The sequence below is a fragment of the Rhizobium cauense genome (genome assembly GCF_019511525.1).
GTDB lineage: Bacteria > Pseudomonadota > Alphaproteobacteria > Rhizobiales > Rhizobiaceae > Rhizobium > Rhizobium cauense.
In genome coordinates, this window is sequence record NZ_JAEUAT010000105.1 from 1 (window position 1) to 251 (window position 251).

Below are 251 nucleotides of genomic sequence, written 5' to 3' on the forward strand. Positions count from 1 at the left end.
CAACCGCATCATTCGTCAGGCCGCCGACCGCTGCCGTGCCCAGCGCCGCGATCTCATCGGCGGAGAACTTGGCGATGTCGTCGGCACCGAGCGCACCAACCTGCGTGGCGCTCAACACGCCAACCTGCGCCGTCCTGAGACCTTCGACCTGATCGGCCGTCAGGGCGCTGATCTGGCTTGCCTTCAGGCCGGCAACGGCCTTGGTGCTGAGAGCGGCGATCTTCGTGGCGTCGAGTGCGGCCAGCTGGTCG

General features: G+C 67.7%; 1 protein-coding gene. It reads right to left on the minus strand.

What is annotated here, in order from left to right:
• Positions 1–251, minus strand: a 251-nt coding sequence (locus tag JNB88_RS33355; protein WP_220359186.1) for a hypothetical protein, incomplete at both ends; no start/stop codon positions are given.